13 protein-coding genes are annotated in these 16,592 nt (G+C 70.2%); 5 read left to right on the top strand and 8 right to left on the bottom strand.

Annotated features, from left to right (window positions below; genetic code table 11):
- Window positions 1-12 precede the first annotated feature (12 nt).
- On the bottom strand, window positions 13-1,185 hold the full coding sequence (locus ABZU53_RS16625) for an anhydro-N-acetylmuramic acid kinase (RefSeq protein ID WP_355066615.1): 1,173 nt from the start codon (window positions 1,183-1,185) through the stop codon (window positions 13-15).
- 11 nt (window positions 1,186-1,196) lie between these two features.
- Window positions 1,197-2,762 (bottom strand): sodium:solute symporter, encoded by a 1,566-nt coding sequence (locus ABZU53_RS16620; RefSeq protein WP_355066614.1) that lies wholly within the window; start codon window positions 2,760-2,762, stop codon window positions 1,197-1,199.
- Between the two features lie 188 nt (window positions 2,763-2,950).
- Between ABZU53_RS16620 and murQ the strand changes: the two genes are divergently transcribed.
- Entirely contained in the window at window positions 2,951-3,844 is an 894-nt protein-coding gene (gene murQ, locus ABZU53_RS16615; RefSeq protein WP_355066613.1) for an N-acetylmuramic acid 6-phosphate etherase, read from the top strand.
- Between the two features lie 40 nt (window positions 3,845-3,884).
- Here murQ and ABZU53_RS16610 read toward each other — a convergent pair whose 3' ends face one another.
- From ABZU53_RS16610 to ABZU53_RS16590, 5 genes are all read right to left on the bottom strand, one after another.
- Window positions 3,885-5,135, bottom strand: coding sequence for a GAF domain-containing protein (locus ABZU53_RS16610; RefSeq protein WP_354855603.1), 1,251 nt, complete (start codon window positions 5,133-5,135; stop codon window positions 3,885-3,887).
- Between the two features lie 182 nt (window positions 5,136-5,317).
- Complete coding sequence (locus ABZU53_RS16605; RefSeq protein ID WP_355066612.1) at window positions 5,318-5,524, bottom strand: hypothetical protein; 207 nt, start codon at window positions 5,522-5,524, stop codon at window positions 5,318-5,320.
- On the bottom strand, window positions 5,482-5,883 hold the full coding sequence (locus ABZU53_RS16600) for a YbaB/EbfC family nucleoid-associated protein (protein ID WP_355066611.1): 402 nt from the start codon (window positions 5,881-5,883) through the stop codon (window positions 5,482-5,484). Before ABZU53_RS16600 ends, ABZU53_RS16605 begins: the two co-directional genes overlap by 43 nt.
- A gap of 190 nt (window positions 5,884-6,073) precedes the next feature.
- The gene (locus ABZU53_RS16595; protein ID WP_355066610.1) at window positions 6,074-8,530 is read right to left on the bottom strand and encodes a ricin-type beta-trefoil lectin domain protein; all 2,457 of its coding nucleotides are present in this window, start codon (window positions 8,528-8,530) and stop codon (window positions 6,074-6,076) included.
- Window positions 8,531-8,866: 336 nt separating this feature from the next.
- Window positions 8,867-10,237, bottom strand: a complete 1,371-nt coding sequence (locus tag ABZU53_RS16590; protein ID WP_355066609.1) for a lectin — start codon at window positions 10,235-10,237, stop codon at window positions 8,867-8,869.
- Between the two features lie 554 nt (window positions 10,238-10,791).
- On the opposite strand from ABZU53_RS16590, the gene ABZU53_RS16585 reads away from it, so the two are divergent.
- Window positions 10,792-11,154, top strand: a complete 363-nt coding sequence (locus ABZU53_RS16585) for an STAS domain-containing protein (protein ID WP_355066608.1) — start codon at window positions 10,792-10,794, stop codon at window positions 11,152-11,154.
- A 1-nt stretch (window position 11,155) separates the two neighbouring features.
- Here ABZU53_RS16585 and ABZU53_RS16580 read toward each other — a convergent pair whose 3' ends face one another.
- On the bottom strand, window positions 11,156-12,079 hold the full coding sequence (locus ABZU53_RS16580) for a PP2C family protein-serine/threonine phosphatase (RefSeq protein ID WP_355066607.1): 924 nt from the start codon (window positions 12,077-12,079) through the stop codon (window positions 11,156-11,158).
- Window positions 12,080-12,247: 168 nt separating this feature from the next.
- Here ABZU53_RS16580 and ABZU53_RS16575 point away from each other — a divergent pair, with 168 nt between their 5' ends.
- From ABZU53_RS16575 to ABZU53_RS16565, 3 genes are all read left to right on the top strand, one after another.
- Entirely contained in the window at window positions 12,248-12,781 is a 534-nt protein-coding gene (locus ABZU53_RS16575) for a SigE family RNA polymerase sigma factor (RefSeq protein WP_354863016.1), read from the top strand.
- Window positions 12,768-14,003 carry a hypothetical protein gene (locus ABZU53_RS16570; RefSeq protein ID WP_355066606.1) on the top strand — a complete coding sequence of 412 codons (1,236 nt, stop codon included), beginning with the start codon at window positions 12,768-12,770 and terminating at the stop codon, window positions 14,001-14,003. Before ABZU53_RS16575 ends, ABZU53_RS16570 begins: the two co-directional genes overlap by 14 nt.
- Window positions 14,004-14,315: 312 nt before the next feature.
- On the top strand, window positions 14,316-15,719 hold the full coding sequence (locus ABZU53_RS16565) for a glycoside hydrolase family 6 protein (protein WP_355066605.1): 1,404 nt from the start codon (window positions 14,316-14,318) through the stop codon (window positions 15,717-15,719).
- Window positions 15,720-16,592 lie beyond the last annotated feature (873 nt).

The raw sequence follows: 16,592 nt of genomic DNA, 5'->3' as shown, positions 1-16,592 counted from the left end.
GGGAAGGGGTGGTCAGTCGGCGACGATCAGCATCCGCTCGGGGGCGGTGTCGACCGGCGCCGGCAGCCGCAGCGGTTGGCGGCCGGGGGTGATGCTGCCGAGCACCGAGGCGTGCCGTGCGCCGGTGCCCGAGGGCAGGGTGCCCGGCAGCCCGTGCACGGTCAGGTAGCCCAGCAGCGCGAAGGCCAGTGCCTCCTTGGCGTCGGACGCGACACCCACCTCGTCGCTGGACGTCAGGTGGACGTCCGGCAGCTCGTCGCTGATCATCCGCAGCAGCGTCGGGTTGTGCGCGCCGCCGCCGGAGACGACGAGGCGGGTGACGCCGTGCTCGCGGCAGGCGTCGGCCACCGTGACCGCCGTCAGCCGGGTGAGCGTGGCCAGCACGTCGTTCGGCTCCGGCGTGGGGGCGTCGGCGAGGGCGGCGAGCAGGTACGGCAGGTGGAACAGCTCCTTGCCGGTGCTCTTCGGGCCGGGCTGCCGGTAGTACGGCTCGTCGAGCAGCCGCCGCAGCAGGACCGGGTTGACCTGCCCGGCTGCCGCGCCGCGCCCGTCCCGGTCGTACTCCTCGACGCCGCCGCTGAAGTGGCGGACGGCGGCGTCGAGGAGCGCGTTGGCCGGCCCGGTGTCGAACGCGAGGGGATCCGCGTCCCGCGCGACGACGGTGATGTTGGCGATGCCGCCCAGGTTCAGCGCGGCGGGGACGCCGGGCAGGCCGCGCAGCAGCAGCGCGTCGAACAGGGCGACCAGGGGTGCGCCCTGGCCACCGGCGGCGACGTCGCGGCTGCGCAGGTCGGCCACGACCGGAAGGCCGGTGGCCTCCGCGATCCAGGCCGGCTGACCGAGCTGGAGGGTGCCGCGGACCGTTCCCGCCTCAACCCAGTGGTGCATGGTCTGCCCGTGCGAGACGACCAGGTCGGCGCGGCCGCCGCAGAGTTCCGCGACCGCCCGCACGCCCGCCTCGGCGAAGGTCTGGCCGATGCCGGTGTCCAGCACGCAGATCGCCTCGGTGGTGGTCGTCGCGGGTGGCAGGGCCGCGGCGATCCGGGCGCGCAGCTGGTCGGGGTACGGGTGGCTGAGCCGGCCCAGCGGTCGCATCCGCAGGGTGTCGCCGCTCAGGTCGAACTCGGCTGCGGCGGCTTCGATGCCGTCGTAGGAGGTTCCGGACATCAGGCCGATCACGCGCATCGCGTCCTCCTTCACGCCCGGCCGGTGGGTGCCGTCGCGGCGTCGTCGTCGACCTCGTCGCGTCGTCCATGGTCGTACGGCGTCTCCGGGGCCGGGTGGAACCGGCTCGACACCGCGCCGACGACCAGGGTGATCAGGACGCCGATCGGCACCAGCCACTGCGCGGCGATGGCGGTCGCGGTGGTGGTACCCGCCGTCGTCACATCGATCTTGACGAAGCGGACGATGTAGGTCATCACCGCCACGGTGACGAGGAAGGCGATGAAGGCGTCGACCTGGTTGGCCCGCTTGACCAGACGGCCGAGCAGGAAGGCCCCGAGCAGCGCCCCGTAGGTGTAGCCCGCGATGGTCAGACCGGTCAGGTAGACGTTTCCGGTGCTGGAGCTGAACGCGCAGGCGAAGATCGCCATCAGCACCGCCCAGACCAGGGTCATCACCCGGGCGAGCCGGAGCATCGCGTCGTCGGACGGGACCTTGCGCGAGAAGCTGTGGATGAAGTCGGCGACGGTGGAGTTCGACATCGAGTTCAACGCCGACGACAGCGAACCCATCGCGGCGCCGAGGATGCCGGCCACCAGCAGACCTGAGATGCCGACCGGCAGGGCGTGCAGGATGAAGCTCGGGTAGAGGTTGTCGCTGCTGGCCAGGCCGAGTTCCTTGAAGGTCTGACCCTTGTTGTACGACCACAGCAGCGCGCCGACCAGGGAGAACGCGGCGAACTGGATGACCACGAAGACGCCCGAGGAGATCATCGCCTTCTGCCCGTCGCGCAGCGTGCGGGTGGACAGGATGCGCTGGACGATCAGCTGGTCCGACCCGTGGCTGGCCATCGCGAAGATGGCACCACCGATGATCGCGGTCGGCAGGGCGAACGGGCTGGTGAGCACGTGCGCGAGGGTGAAGTTGGTGTCGAAGAGCTGGAACTTGCCGGCGTCCAGCGCCTGCGAGTAGCCGTCGAAGCCGACGGCGTGGCTGAGCACCGCGATGGCCAGGATCGCCCCGCCCAGGTACAGCCCCATCTGGATGGCGTCGGTCCAGATGACCGCCTTGATGCCGCCGAGGTAGGTGTAGACCACCGTGATGAGCGTGAGGACCACGATGATGGCCTGGTAGCCGACGTGCAGGCCGAACTCGTCGAGGAGCAGCTTGATGGGGATGGCCGAGGCGAACAGGCGGACACCCTCGGCGAGCAGGCGGGTGAAGACGAACGTGACCGACGCCAGACCCTGAAGTTTCAGGCCAAACCGCTCACCGAGGTACTGGTAGGCGCTGACGAACCCACCCCGTTTGTAGAGCGGGATGAGCACCGTGGCCACGACGACGCGACCGATGACGTAGCCCAGGGCCAGCTCGACGTTGCCGAACCCCTGACCGCTGTAGGCGCCACCCGGCACGCTGATCACGGTCAGGACGCTGGTCTCGGTGGCGACCACGGAGAACGAGACGGTCCACCACGGCAGCCGGCCCTCGCCCACGAAGTAGTCCTTGGCGGATTTCTGCTTGCCGGACAGGCGCAGTCCGACGAAGGCGATCACCACGAGGTACAGCACGATCACGACAAGGTCGAGTTGGCGCACGGTTCACTCCCCACCCAGCGGGTTGTCAATAAGTGACGTTGGCCCACACTAACGCGAAACTTTTTGCCAGCGTCCGTCCGGGCTGGTTACGCTGTGGTTTCAGCCTGCTGATAGAGGGCGCGTTGGCCCAGCAGGACGCGCCCGGTGGCACTCGGCGGCTGAACATCAGCGAGAGGAACGAACACCGGATGGACCTCAGCACCCTCGGCACCGAGACCCGCAACGACAAGACCAGCGACCTCGACCGGATGTCTCCCACCGAGTTGCTTCTCGCGATGAACGACGAGGACCGCTCGGTCGCCGACGCCGTCCGTCGGGCCGTGCCGGACATCGCCGCCGCCGTCGACGTCATCGTGGCGTCGCTACGCCAGGGCGGACGGCTGATCTACCTCGGCGCGGGCACCAGCGGCCGGATCGGCATGCTCGACGCCGTCGAGATCCCACCCACCTTCGGTACGACGCCCGACCGGGTCATCGGTCTGCTCGCCGGAGGGGCACGAGCGTTCGGCGTCGCCGTCGAGGGCGCCGAGGACGACCCGACCCGCGCCGTCGCCGACCTCGACGCGGTCGGCCTGACCGCCCGCGACACGGTGGTCGGGCTCGCCGCCAGCGGCCGTACCCCGTACGTGGTCGGCGGGTTGGATCACGCCCGCGCGCGCGGCGCGGCGACCGTCTCCGTGGCCTGCAACACCGACGCCGTGATCAGCCGGCACGCCGACGTCGCCATCGAGGTGCCCACCGGCCCCGAGGTGCTCACCGGCTCCACCCGGCTCAAGGCCGGCACCGCCGAGAAGCTCGTCTGCAACATGCTCTCGACCGCCACGATGGCCCGGCTCGGCAAGGTCTACGGCAACCTCATGGTGGACATGAACGCCACCAACGCCAAGCTCGTCGACCGGGCACGCCGGATCGTCGCCGAGGCCGCCGACACCGACCTCGACACGGCCGCGCGGGCGCTCGCGGCGGCGCACGGGCACGCCAAGACGGCCATCGTGCTGCTGCTCGCCCACTGCACGGCCGAGGAGGCCGCTGCACGGCTGCGCGCCGCCGACGATGACGTCCGGGCGGCCGTCGCGGCCTGACCGCAACGCGTCGCGCGTCGTCGCTGGCGTGCCCCGGTGGTCAGCGGTTCAGGTAGGCGGCCAGGCCGCCGAGCTCCTCGCTCGCGATGAACACCGACCGCACGTTGAGGATGGCCTCCTCGACGTGGGCCTCGCAGCCCCACGCCGCATCACCCCACGAATCGGCGATCTTGATCTTCGCTGGTGCGGCGCACCCCTGGTCGCCGCCGAGCTGGCAGTGCTCGGGGTGCGGTCGGGCGGCCTGTGCGGCCGCGGCGGCGCGCATCCGGTCGGCGAGTTCCGCGGCGGCGGTGGCGCGCTGCTCGGCCTCGGCGCGCAGCTGCCGCTCCGCGCGTACCGCCTTGGCCAGCTCCTCATGCGCGGCCTTGGCGCGTGCTTCGGCGGCCGTCTTCGCCTGCTCGACGTGGTGGCGTTCGATGGCCAGGGCCGCGGTGTCGGCGAAGACCCGGGCCAGAGCGAGATCGGCGTCCTGCGGGACACGCGGGGTGCGGTGGTACATGGCGAAGGTGCCCAACAGGCTGCCGTCGCGGGCCAGGATCGGCATCGACCAGCAGGCGGCGAGGCCGGCCCGCTCGGCCAGGTCGCGGAAGTCGTCCCAGAACGGGTCGTTGGCGATGTCGGTGACGATGACTGGTTCCCGCCGGTGCGCGGCGGTGCCGCACGAGCCGACGCCCTCGCCGGTGGCGATCCCGTCGATGGCCTGGTTGTAGAACTCGGGCAGGCTCGGTGCGGCGCCGTGGCGCAGGTGCCGGCCGTCCGGATCGGCGAGCAGCACGGAGACGAGCACCTGCTCCGGCGCCAGGTTTTCGATGCAGCGGGCCATCCCGTCGAGCACCTCGGCCAGGGGCGCCTGGCGGGCGATCTGCTCCAGCATGGCGCGGTGTTCGGCCATCAACCGCTGGGCGTGCTTGACCTGCGTGGTCTCCACACCGATCACGCGGATCCCGGTCACGGTGCCGCTGGCGTCGCGGCGTGGCTCGTAGGTGAAGTCGAAGAACGCCTCCCGCGCGTGCGGACCGGTCCCCAGCACGACCCGGGCGTCCCGACCGGTGTAGGGCTCACCCGTGCGGTAGACCTCGTCCAGCAGAGCGACGAAGCCCTGACCGGCCAACTCGGGCATCAGCTCGGCGATCGGGACCCCGGTGCGCGCCCGTTCCTCACCGATGGTGGCGAAGAACGCCGGGTTCGCCGTCTCCACCACATGCGTCGGCCCCACGAGCGACGCGAAAACGGCGATGGACTGCCCGAACAGCGCCCGCAGATCCTCCTCGGCCGTCTCCCCGGCACTCACCGCAGTCGACCGCTGGCCCGATACCGCCGTCATGCCGTGGTCGCCCCTCTCCTGTACGACTTCGTCGGATGGCTCATGGTCCGCCGCCCGCTGACGGTCGCCAGAGTACGGGGAAGACCGCGAAGCCGCCGTGCAGCGTACCGATGCTCAGGCGGCGGCTGTCGTACCGGTGCGGCGGCGGCTCAGCCGCTCTCGTCCACGAACTTGTAGTAGCTCATCCGGAAGCGTTGCAGCAGGGCGCGCATGAAGTCCGGACCGGCCTCCGGCGGCACCCGCTCCGCGCCGACCGGCACACCGTTGTCGTAGAAGTCCTGTGCGAGCGCGCCCCACTCGGGGTCGACGATGGTCAGCGACACCGCCTGGCCCGGCTGCCAACGGAACTCGGCCACCCGCCGGTTGGTGTGCTGGGCGAACGTGCGGAATCGGCGCCGACGGTCTCCGCCGCGGCCTCCGCCACCTGCGGTGCCAGGCGCCCCTGCGCCCGGCGCATCACCGCCAGCACCTCGGCGGCGATCTCGTCCGCCCGCCACCGCAACACCCGGTCGTCGAGTCGAAGGTCGGTCATGGCGCCGGACGCATCGACGGTCACCTGGACCGCGCCGTCCGCACCGTCGGCGGTCGCCGACAGCGCCGCCACCCGCTCGGACAACTCCTGCGCCCGGGCGGCCCGCTCGGAGATGCCCGCCGACCAGGAGGCGACGAACCGCTCGGTCGCCGCGCCGAAGTCGCCGCTGGGAAACTGCGCCATCAGACCTCCCCGTGTGACGGCTGCCGGCCGCCTCGGGGGTGACACCGGGGGCGCGGCCACCACACGATACGTCCTGACCCTCCGACGTGGAGTCCGCGCGGCGGCTGTCCGCACGGACGGCGGCCGGCCGCTCAGTTGAGCGGCCGGCCGTCGCGAATCGGGTACGGGTCCTCGTGCGGACTCCTACCGCTCAGCCGCGAATCCACTGCTGATTGCTGCCACCGGTGCAGGTCCAGATCTGGACGGCGGTGCCGTTGGCGGTGCCCGCGCCGTTGACGTCCAGGCAGAGCCCCGATCCGACCCCGGTGATCGTGCCGTCGGCGTTGACACGCCACTGTTGGCCGCTACCGCCGTTGCAGGTCAAGATCCGCGCACGGGTCCCCGCGGCGGTGCCCGGCACGTCGAGGCACTTGTTGCCGTAGACGGTCAGCTGGTTGCTCGTGGTGAGCGTCCACTGCTGGTTGGCGCCGCCGTTGCAGTCCCAGATCTGCACCACCGAACCGTCGGCCTGGCTGGCCCCGTTGACGTCCAGGCACCGGTTGGAGCCAGCGCCGCGGATCGCTCCGGTCGCGCCCGGCTCACCGGAGTTGCCGACCGGCGTGATGGAGAGGTTGTCGAACTGGGCGGTGACTCCCTGACCCGTGCCGTACCCGATCTGGCCGGCGACCCAGGTCGAGTCGGAGACCGTTCCGACGGTGGTGCCGTCGATGGCCGCGGTGAGGGTGCTCCCGTTGAGCGTCAGCGACAGGGTGTGCCAGCGCCCGGTGCCCAGCGCCGAGGTGTTTCCGCTGGCCAGCGTGCGCCAGTTGCCGCTGGTGTTGTTGCTCCGGATGGACCACGCGCCACCGTCGGTCACCCGGAAGTAGTACCCGTTGAGGTTCTGCGGCCCCTGGTGGTTGTACGTGTTGGCGCGTCCGATGAGCTGCGCGTAGCCGGACTTCTCCAGCATGACGTCCGAGGAGACCGTGTAGTTGCGCCACGACAGGTCACCCAGCAGCGTGTACGGCTCGGCCTGGCCGGACGTCCAGAAGATCGGCGTCTGCTCCGACATCTGGCGTACGCACTGGCCTGCGCGACCACCCCCGCAGCCGGCGATCTCGAACGAGCCCTGCTGGTCCATCAGGTACTTCGCCTCGCGCCCGACGGCGTAGCTGTCGAAGGTGTCGTTGTACGGCAGCTTCAGGTTGCCCGCCGCCGGGCTGGCCGCCGTGCTCTTACCCTGCCCGGTGGTGGTGGTGATGCTGTAGACGTAGCCGGGCTGGACGGTGAGCGAGAAACGCCCGCCGCTCGGCGTGATGTCGCTGCCCCTGACGAAGTGGTCGGCGGTGTTGTTCGACCGGACGTTCGTCGACCAGACGTGCACGGCGCCGGTGGACAGCCCGCCGGTGACGGTGAAGTCGAGGGTCTGCGCTGAGCCGGCGTCCATCGTCTCGATGATGGTGCTGTAGTCGCTGTTGTTGGTGGACTTCAGCGACACGTAGCTGCCGTTGTTGCGGTTGCCGCCGAGGTAGCCGGTCGATCCGTCGAGGTAGCGCCAGCCCGGGGCGGTGAACTGCGTGGTCTGCGCCATCACCCACGTGCTCTTGCCGATGGAGTAGGCACCGGACCAGGGCTGCTGCGCCACCGCCACACCCGTGGTCGCCCAGGGGATGTTGGGCGTGATGGCGGCGATGGCGGGCCAGTTGATGTAACCGGTCATCTTGCCGTCGATGTAGCCGCGGTTGATGCCGCGGGCGAGGGCCTGCGCGCCGGCGTTGTAGTCGTCGGAGCCGTTCTCGCTGGCCCAGAGCGACTTGCCGGTGGACACCGCGTTGCTGGAGCTGGGGCAGCTGGACTGGGCGCTGCGGTATCCGCAGACGTAGTGGCTGCCGAAGACCTGTACGGCGTTGGCGAACGCCGGATCCCGCAGCGATTCGTCGGCGGCGGCCCAGCCGAAGTCGTCCGAGGCGACGATCTTCACGCTGCTGTAGCCGCGGGAGTTGAGGGCCGAGCGCAGGTTCTTGTACCAGGTGGCGTTGTAGCCCTTCTCGTTCCACCCGCCGAGGTAGTTGATGGTCAGCCCGTGGGTGGCCGCGCAGTCCAGCCAGGCCACCAGGTAGTCGATCGAGTCGTTGGACCAGAAGTTGCCGTTCCCGATCCAGCCCGGCGCTCCCCAGGCCAGGCCCGCCAGGGCGATGTTGGCGTTGCGCGCCCGCGCCTGCTCCATCAGCCACCACTCGTAGCCCCGGTTGCAGTTGATGGCGCCCCGGGTGTGCTCGTGGCTGGGCTCCGCCCCGGAGGTCGAGTTCGTGTCCCCGCCGATCTCCGTCTTCAGTAGCTGCATGGCGGCGCCGCGGCCCGGCTTGAACAGGTAGTCCAGGATGTCACTGCGCTGGGGCTCCGGGTAGTCGATCAGCAACCTGCTGTTGCCGCCACCGCCACTGACCGCGCCGATCCCGTCGAGCGCCCGTCCACCGGATCCGCCGTTGATCGTGATGGCGGTTGCCGCCTGGGCGGGGGAGGCGAACCCGGTCAGCACGGCCGCCGCCAGGACCACCCCTCCCAGCGCCGAAGCGGTCAGCCGACGCGGACGTCGCGTGCTTCGCCATGACCAGCGGCGCGGCCCGCCCTCGCCAGTGCTGCGCCGATGACTCCCTCTACCGAACATCTGACTCGCCTCCCCAACCGCTTTCGACCCCGAAGCCGTACGGCAGGTGTCGAGCTGTCGTACCGCGGAGGCCGCTTATCGAAGATCGTTAATAAGCAGACGTCGTATGTTAGGCACCGCATCGATCGGCGGTCAACGGCAGCGGCCAACCACAAATGCCGCGATCTTGGGCGGCGGGATCGTCGGAGCCTCACAAAAGGTTCGATGAATGCTGCGCCGAGCGTTCACCGGCAGGGCGGGCCGGCGCGGCGGCGGAACCGGTAGTTCCGTCGCCGCGCCGGCCCCGTGGTGGGCGCAGCGATTTCTATCGGTGCGTCCCCGAGGTGTCCGCCGGGCTCAGCTCCGGCTCCATCGTTGGTTGGCCCCGCCGTTGCAGTCCCAGATCTGGATGCGCGTGCCGTTGGCCGTACCGTTGCCGACCACGTCCAGGCACCGGCCCGAACCCACTCCGGTGATCGAGCCGTCGGCGTTGAGCCGCCACCGCTGGTTGGACTGGCCGTTGCAGTCCCAGATGATCACCGAGCTGCCGTTCGCGGTGGCGGCGCCGTTGACGTCGAGACACTTGCCGCCGAAGACGCGCAGCTCCTGGGCGGCCGTCGAGGTCCAGCTCTGGTTGCTCTGGCCGTGGCAGTCCCAGATGATCGCCGCCGTGCCGTTGGCCTGCGAGGCGCCGTTGACGTCCAGGCACCGCCCGGAGGCGGTGTTGCGCAGGGCCGACGTGCTGCTCGGAGGCGGGGTGGTCGGACCGCCGGTGGGTGACGCGGTCGGGCTCGGCGTCGGATCGGTGCTGCCGAACTGGGTGAAGAACCTCCACACCTCGCCCTTGGTCCAGGTCCTGGCGCCGCTGTCCCCGCCGCCGTCCACCGGGCCGGGGGTGTGCCCGCCGTCGAAGGCGGCCCACACCACGGGATAGCCGGCACGGCATCCGGAGTAGGTGGTGGTGATGTGGGTCAGGCTGCCCGCTCTCGGCTCGGGCGGGCTCTGTGGGGTGCAGCCGTTGTTCCGCACGAACGTGTCACGCAGGGACCGTCCGGCGGAGATGTTGAGCACCGGGTCCCCGATGCCATGGATTCCCATGTACGCGATCGGCTGGGTGCCGCCGCTGCACCCGCTGAGCTGCCCGCCGGAGTAGACCGCTACAGCGCGGAAGACACCCGCTCGCGAACAGGCCAGCGAATAGCTCATGCCTCCGCCGTAGCTGAAGCCGAGCGCGAAGAGTTGCGTCGTGTCGACACAGAGGTCGGCCTCGATCAGGCTGATCATGTTGTCGACGAAGGTGACGTCCTGGCCGCCGGGGTTGGCCCAGCCGTTACCGTTGCCCTGCGGGGCCACGAAGATGGTGCTGTTGTTCGCCTGCTGCCGCAGTCCGTAGTACGACCAGGCCGCGCCGTCCGAGCCGCCGCCGTCGACGTCGTTGGCGGTGCCGCCGTTCCAGTGAAATCCGAAGATCAACCGGTACGGGTGGTTCCGGTCGTAGTTGTCGGGGATCCTCAGGATGAAGCTACGGTTCTGGCCGCTGCTCTGGATGGAGCGTGAACCGCTGGTCAACGTGGGCGCTTTGCCGCACCCGGCGGTCGCGGCGGCCGCTGTGACGTTCGCGGCCGACGCGGTGGCGCTCAGGCCGCCGGTCATTCCCGCCACGCCCACGGTCGCGACGACGAGCGCGGCCGTCGCAAGAGAACCAAGGAGGGGTCTACGTCTTGTCATGAGGGGGCTCCCGCCATTCGGCACGAACTGATTCAGGTGAAGGGGCGCGCGACGACCACTCCTGGTCACCCCGCCGACACCGCTCGTCGCCGAGGAACCGCGGGAAGACGCGATGTGCCCACGCCGACGCCCGGCTCGTCGCCACAGGTACCCGCCACTGGTCTCGCCGCCCATGCGGGACCAGTTGGTCGTTGAATCGTCGGTGGCCACATCGTTCGCCCGAACACCACACGACCGGCCGTCGGAGAATGCCGGAGATGCCCGACCCGCGGTCGAATCGATTCGCTCCGACGCTAGATCCGACAGTGAAATATGTCAATGCCGTGTCCAACGGGTTGCGGCCCGGGGCGTCCGGTCAGCGGTACGGGGCTGCTCGTACGTCGGCGAGGTGTTCGGTGATGCGGAGCAGCACCTGGCCTGGTGCGTCGGGAACGACGGCGGCCGTGTCGGCGAGTGCGCTGGTCAGGGGCGGTCCACGGCCGCCGATGGCCGACGGCGGTTCGCCCCTCGGCGAAATAGGGTAAGGGGGAGGTCAGCGGCGTGGGGAGGTTGTAGTGGATTTGCTGTTGTCGGTCCGGCCGGGCCGCGGCTGCACGGTGCTCGAGGTGCGCGGCGAGCTGGACATGGCGACGTCCCCACAGTTGCGCGAAGGCCTGCAAGGGTTGGCTGATGCCGGGGAGCGCCTGGTGGTGGTGGACCTGGCCGGGGTGGGATTCATGGACTCCAGCGGGCTGGGCGCGCTGGTGGTGATGTTCAAGGCGTTACGGGATGTCGGGGGTCGGTTGTGCCTGGCCGCGGTGCAGCCCGCCGTACGCAGTGTCCTGTCGATCACATCGGTGGATCGGGTCATCGGCATCTACGACAGCGTGCCGGCGGCTGAAGCGGATCTCCGTCCCGCCGACGCGACCGGCCGCTAGTTCACCCGGCGCTGGCGCGTTCCTGGTCGGCGCCAGCGCTGGTCCGCCGGTCCTCGCTGTGTCCGCCGTGCCAGTCGACGACGAACAGGGTGGCGTCATCGGCGAGCGTCGGTCCGCTGACCTCCAGCACGGCGTCGGCCAACGCCCGGACGGCCTCGCGGGGGTGCAGACCGGCGATCGAGCGCAACATGGCCGGCAGATCCAGGCTGGCCGCGTTGCGTTCCCGCACTCCGTCGGTGCCCACCACCACACGGTCGCCGGGGCGCAGCGCGACGTCGCCGGCGCAGTACGTGGCCTCGGCGAACATTCCCAGCGGGAAGTTGCCCGGCAGCGACAGCATGCGGGTGTCCCCGTCGCGTACCAGCATCGGCGGGATGTGCCCGGCGTTGAGCAGCGCGCACACGCCCGTGCGCAGGTCGAGACGGCCCAGTAGCGCGGTGACGAAACTGCCGGGCACGGCGGTGTGTTCGGCCACCTCGGCATTCGCGGCCTCGGCCTGCTCCACCAGGCCCACCCCGCGACGTCGACCGTTGCGCAGACTGCCCACCCCCAGGGTGGCCGTCAGCGCGCTGGCCACCCCGTGACCCATCGCGTCGGTGACGCTGAAGTGCAGCACGTCGCGGGCGAGGCTGTAGTCGAAGGTGTCCCCGCCGACGCTCGCGGCGGGCTCCAGCCAGCCGGACAGGGTGAACGCGCTGGCCTCACACGTGAACGAGCCGGGCAGCAGGCGGCGTTGGATCTCTCTCGACAGGGTGAACGGGGTCGTGCGTTGCCCCCACTCGAAAAGGTCGGTGTGCCGCCGGTTGGCGATCACCACGAACGCCAACACGTGCGCCGTGCGGCCGATCTCCTCCAGCTCCCGCGGATCCGGCTCGTTCGGCAGGACCATCTCGAGCAGGCCGATCGCCTCGCCGCGGTCGGTCACCGGCGCCAACACCGTCGCCCGGCAGCGGCCGAGGAAAAGGCCGCGCACGGGCGGCGGAGGCCCGCGCTGAGACGCGTCACGAATAGTGATCGCACAACTACTCCTCCGGGCGTGCAACTTCCCGGGCGACCGGATCCGTTCTACCTCCGTCACGAGGAGGCAGTCGACTTGAGAGCCGAAGACGAGCAGGCATTCCGTGAGTTCGTGACGTCGGAGATGGCGTCGCTGCGCAAGCTGGCGTACGTGACCTGCGGCGACTGGCACACGGCAGAGGACGCCGTGGCCAACGCGTTGGTCAAGCTCTACCCCCGCTGGAGGAAGCTGGACCGACCCGATCTCTACGTCAAGACGATGGTCTATCGGGCCGCGGTCGACGAGACCCGCCGGCCCTGGCGGCGCGAGCGGGCGGCTGGCGACGCCATGCCGGACGTCGCGCTGCGGGACCCGACCGGCGCGACCGACGAGCGGATGCGCCTGCGGGCGGCCCTCGACGCCGTTCCGCCCCGGCAGCGGGCCGCGGTGGTGCTCCGGCACTACCTGGGTCTGAGCCTGGAGGACACGGCCGGCGTCCTCGACTGCACGGTCGGCACAGCCAAGAGTCAGGTCTCCCGTGGCCTGGCGAAGCTGCGCGTGTCACTAGCCGGCGAACGCATCAATCTCACCGGAAAGTCGATTGAGGAGTGGACCAATGCAGTTGCATGAGTTCGTGGACGCCGTGACGGGCGAAGAGCCGCCGATGGCCCGCACCGCGGACGACATCATCGTGGCAGGGCGGCGGGCCGAGCGGCGTCGCCGGGCCGGGTTCGCGTCGGCCGGCGTGGCCGGTCTCGTCGTGGTCGCGGTCGCCGGCGCGTTCGTGCTGCCCACCCTGGGCGCCGAGCAGAATTCGCCGGCCCCGGTCGGCGCGGCGACGTCCAAGGTCGCCGAGGCCACGTGGTCCGACGCCGTGCCGTTCACCTTCACCTTTCAGGGGTACGACGCCGGCACCCTGCACGTGCAGGACCCGATCGTCGCGTCCACCGCCTACCAGATCGCCTCGGTCTACTCCGACGGCCACACCTCGAACGACAAGCCCCTCATCGAGGAAGAGGCCGCGGCGCTGGGCGGCGCCACCGAGCAGGACAAGAAGAAGGCCGCCGGGGGGAAGCCGAGCCTGTGGGCGTATCTGACCGTCTACCGGCCGGGCGTCTTCGACCCCGCGAAGATCAAGGGCGGCACGGACGTCACCGTGGCCGGGCGCAGGGCCGTGCGGGCGCTGCTGCCGGTCGGCCTCGACCCGCAGAACCAGGTGGACGCAGGCAACAAGCTGTTCGCCTGGGAGTACGCCGACAACGCCTGGGCGGCTGTCACGTCGATCTCCAGCGACGAGGCGACGCCGAGCTTCGAGGACCTGGGTGGCCTGGTCGAAGGCCTGAAGCCCAGCAAGCCGACGCCGGCTCTGGTGCCGTTCACGGTGGGCTACGTGCCGGGCGGCTACGTGCCGCTGCAGATCGGCACCCACGCGCTTCCCGGTCTCAGCGGCATCGCCGCGGCCCGTGCCGGTGACTACGGCGGCGCGACGTACACCAGGCCAGCCGCGCCCACCACGGGCCTGACCGCGCCCTACGACATGGTCGAGGGCGCCATCAAGGACGGGTTCCACATCTTCGTCACGCCCAGCACCAGCTCGAACCAGTCGCCGGAGCCCGGCGCGACGAAGTGCTACAACGTGTCCGACCAGCGCCGCCAGGGCACCGGCCCCGAAGACGGTGGCTTCTGCAACATCTGGAGCGCCGACGGGAAGGTCGTCGTCCAGGTCAGCACCAGCGGCCTTGGCAACGGACTGCCACGGGCCGAGCTGGAGAAGATCGCCAAGGGGGTCACGGTCGCCGACGTCGGGAACGAGTCGACCTGGACCCCCGCCGCGGACGCTCTGCAGCCGTAAACGATCGGCACCGGCCACCACGACAGCACGGATCGTCTCCCACCTGCCGCGCAGCAACGGCGGTGATCGCACACCAGGTGCGGTCACCGCCGTCGCGCGTTCGTGGTCGTCAGCGACAGCGGGCCGACCAGCCACCGCCTGATCGGGGGAGACGGCTGTCGCGTCGCAGTGGCCCTGCGCGAGCCGTGACGCACCCGGCCGCTGCCTCAACGACGAGCCCGCACTCTTGGCAGCGACGCCCGCCTCCGCTACCGTCCTTGGGAACGCTCCCATGAACTTAGATACATCAATGTGATCAGGAGGAAACACGTCGTGGCTATCCTCTCCCCCCGGCGCCGTAGATCGGTGGCCCTCAGTGTGGCGGCCATCGCGGGCACCGCCGCGGCCAGCGTCTGCTACGCCGTCGGCGGCGCGTCCGCCGGCACGGTGTCCGGGTCGCTCTACCGCGACCCGAGTTCGGCCGTCGTCCGCTGGGTCGCCGCCAACCCCGGCGACTCGCGTGCCGCCGTCATCCGCGACAAGATCGCCAGTCAGCCGCAGGCCCGCTGGTTCGCCAACTTCAACCCGTCGACCGTGCAGTCCGAGGTCTCCGGGTTCGTCGGCGCCGCCAACGCGGCCCAGCAGATCCCGGTGCTGGCGGTCTACGAGATCACCAACCGGGACTGCGGCGGGGCCAGCGCGGGTGGCGCCCCTGACCTCAACCAGTACCAGACGTGGGTCTCCAACTTCGCCAGAGGACTCGGCAACCAGACGGTCCTGATCATCCTGGAAACCGACTCGCTCGCCCTGCAGACGTGCCTGAGCAGCGGTGAGATCAGCGCACGCAACCAGGCGATCACGACGGCCACCCGGACCATCAAGTCGGCCAACCCCAACGCCAAGGTGTACCTCGACGGCGGCCACTCCACCTGGAACAGCGCGGGTGAGACGGCCAACCGGCTCCGCGCGGCCGGCGTGCAGTACGCCGACGGTTTCTTCACCAACGTGTCGAACTTCAACTCCACCTCCGGCGAGGCGAACTTCGGCCGCTCGGTGATCTCCGCCCTCAACGGCATGGGCATCTCGGGCAAGCGCCAGGTCATCGACACCAGCCGCAACGGCGGCGCCAGCGGGGACTGGTGCGGCGACGACAACACCGACCGGCGCATCGGGACGTACCCGACCACCAACACCGGCGACAGCAACATCGACGCGTACCTTTGGGTGAAGCCGCCGGGCGAGGCCGACGGCTGCCGCTACACGGCTGGTTCGTTCCAGCCCGACCTGGCCTACAGCCTGGCCAACGGCGTGCCCAACCCGGCGACCACCGCTCCGCCGACCACGGCCCCGCCGACGACGGCTCCGCCGACCACGGCCCCGCCGACGACCGCCCCGCCCACCACGGCCCCGCCGACCACCGCGCCCCCGACCACGCCGCCGCCGACCGGTAACCGATGCTCCGCGTCGGTGGCGGTCAACCAGTGGTCCGGCGGATTCACCGCGAGCGTGACGGTCACCGCCGGCTCTGCGGACATCAACGGCTGGACCGCGACGATCACGCTGCCCAGCGGCGCCGCGATCACCGGCACCTGGAACGCCCAGGCCAGCGGCACCAGCGGAACCGTCCGGTTCACCAACGTGGGCTACAACGGACACGTCGGCGCCGGGCAGTCGACCAACTTCGGCTTCCAGGGCACCGGCACCGGCCCGGCGACGGTCATCTGCGCGGCCAGCTGATTCCGCCTGCGACGGCCCGGCGTGGAGGACCACTCTCCGCGCCGGGCCCGGCCCCGTGCTGGGTACGGGCCGGACCGAGTACGGCGAGCAGCGGCAGCATCGACGCTGGCAGACCGACCGCCGTCCCGGCATGGATGCCGCGACCCGGATCATTCTCGGCGCCCTGCACATCGCGGGTCGCGACGGTGCTGATCCCGGTCATGCCCCGCTCCGCCGCCGGCTCCGACCTCACTAGGGTCGTCGACGACGACCGATGACCCTGAACCACGCCACCGCGGTTCAGGGGTAGTCGGCAGCGGCGGCCTGGGACGCGATTCGTCCGCCCCACGCGGCTGTCCGGCTTCGCCTCGATGACCGACACCGGCCCTGCGTTTCCGTCAGGGAGAGTTCGGGAGAGCGGTTGCGACAACTCACGTAGAGGTTAAGCAGGTCAGCCACTCTGATGGGTGGCGACCAACAAATCTAGGCCGAGAAGACTAGACATCCTCTGCGGTGTGGCATACTCTTCTTCGAGTCGAGAGAGCAAAGATCCGTCAAGACGCAGACGGGCTGTCCGGCCGTGAGATTACGACGGGCGGCGAGGAGCGGAACGTGATCCATCGTTCCCTCTATGGAAGAAGGCAGTAGGAACACAGCCCGGCGTGATGCGAGCCGGGCGCAGGTGGGGCCAAGGCTCTTTTTGGGGCTCCAGCTGTTGTTCGCCGTACGTGTGGGGGCCATGAAGTCGCGTGGGGCTCCAACACCGGCGGACCGTACGTCAGCAAGGTAAAGAAGTAGCAGAGGAAAGGGAGGGCCGTACACCGTTGGATCGCCCGCCGTCGGCCGTCATGTCAGGCCGGGCGGACACCGCAGTTTCCATCGAACGAGAGGTGG

The organism is Micromonospora sp. NPDC005194 (assembly GCF_040608335.1).
GTDB lineage: Bacteria > Actinomycetota > Actinomycetes > Mycobacteriales > Micromonosporaceae > Micromonospora.
The sequence above is the reverse complement of the archived record's forward strand: the minus strand, read 5'-3'. Positions and strand labels throughout refer to the sequence as shown.

Excerpts from the sequence above, each read along its gene's own strand:
- ABZU53_RS16625 (WP_355066615.1), bottom strand. The coding sequence starts at position 1,185 with ATGCGCGTGATCGGCCTGATGTCCGGAACCTCCTACGACGGCATCGAA.
- murQ (WP_355066613.1), top strand. The coding sequence starts at position 2,951 with ATGGACCTCAGCACCCTCGGCACCGAGACCCGCAACGACAAGACCAGC.
- ABZU53_RS16600 (WP_355066611.1), bottom strand. The coding sequence starts at position 5,883 with ATGGCGCAGTTTCCCAGCGGCGACTTCGGCGCGGCGACCGAGCGGTTC.
- ABZU53_RS16595 (WP_355066610.1), bottom strand. The coding sequence starts at position 8,530 with ATGTTCGGTAGAGGGAGTCATCGGCGCAGCACTGGCGAGGGCGGGCCG.
- ABZU53_RS16590 (WP_355066609.1), bottom strand. The coding sequence starts at position 10,237 with ATGACAAGACGTAGACCCCTCCTTGGTTCTCTTGCGACGGCCGCGCTC.
- ABZU53_RS16570 (WP_355066606.1), top strand. The coding sequence starts at position 12,768 with ATGCAGTTGCATGAGTTCGTGGACGCCGTGACGGGCGAAGAGCCGCCG.